The sequence below is a fragment of the Cupriavidus sp. SIMBA_020 genome, from assembly GCF_046535395.1.
GTDB lineage: Bacteria > Pseudomonadota > Gammaproteobacteria > Burkholderiales > Burkholderiaceae > Cupriavidus > Cupriavidus campinensis.
Genome location: NZ_JAWRWU010000450.1, coordinates 1 through 277, shown reverse-complemented (window position 1 = coordinate 277; position 277 = coordinate 1). Strand labels below are relative to the sequence as shown.

The following is a 277-nucleotide window of genomic DNA, read 5'->3' as shown; positions in this document are numbered from 1 at the left end:
CTGCCACAGCAGGAAATTGCTGACGCGCTGCTCGCCGCCGGTGCGGATGAAGAGATCGGGCTCCGGCGCATAGGCCATCGCCAGGTGCGGCGCGAACGCGTCTTCGGTCACGTCGACCTCGCGGCCCTCGCGCACGGCCTGCTCGACGAGCTTCTTCGTCGCTTGCAGGATGTCCCAGCGGACGCCGTAGTTCGCGGCGATCGTCAGGGTCAGGCGGGTGTTGCGCGCCGTCTTGGTCTCGGCGCGGCGGATCAGTTCGCGGATGCGCGGCTCGAAG

General features: G+C 69.0%; 1 protein-coding gene. It reads right to left on the bottom strand.

The annotated features are described in order from the left end of the window. Positions 1 to 277: undecaprenyl diphosphate synthase family protein (locus tag SB751_RS29995; protein WP_410749021.1), on the bottom strand; the 277-nt coding region annotated here is incomplete at both ends.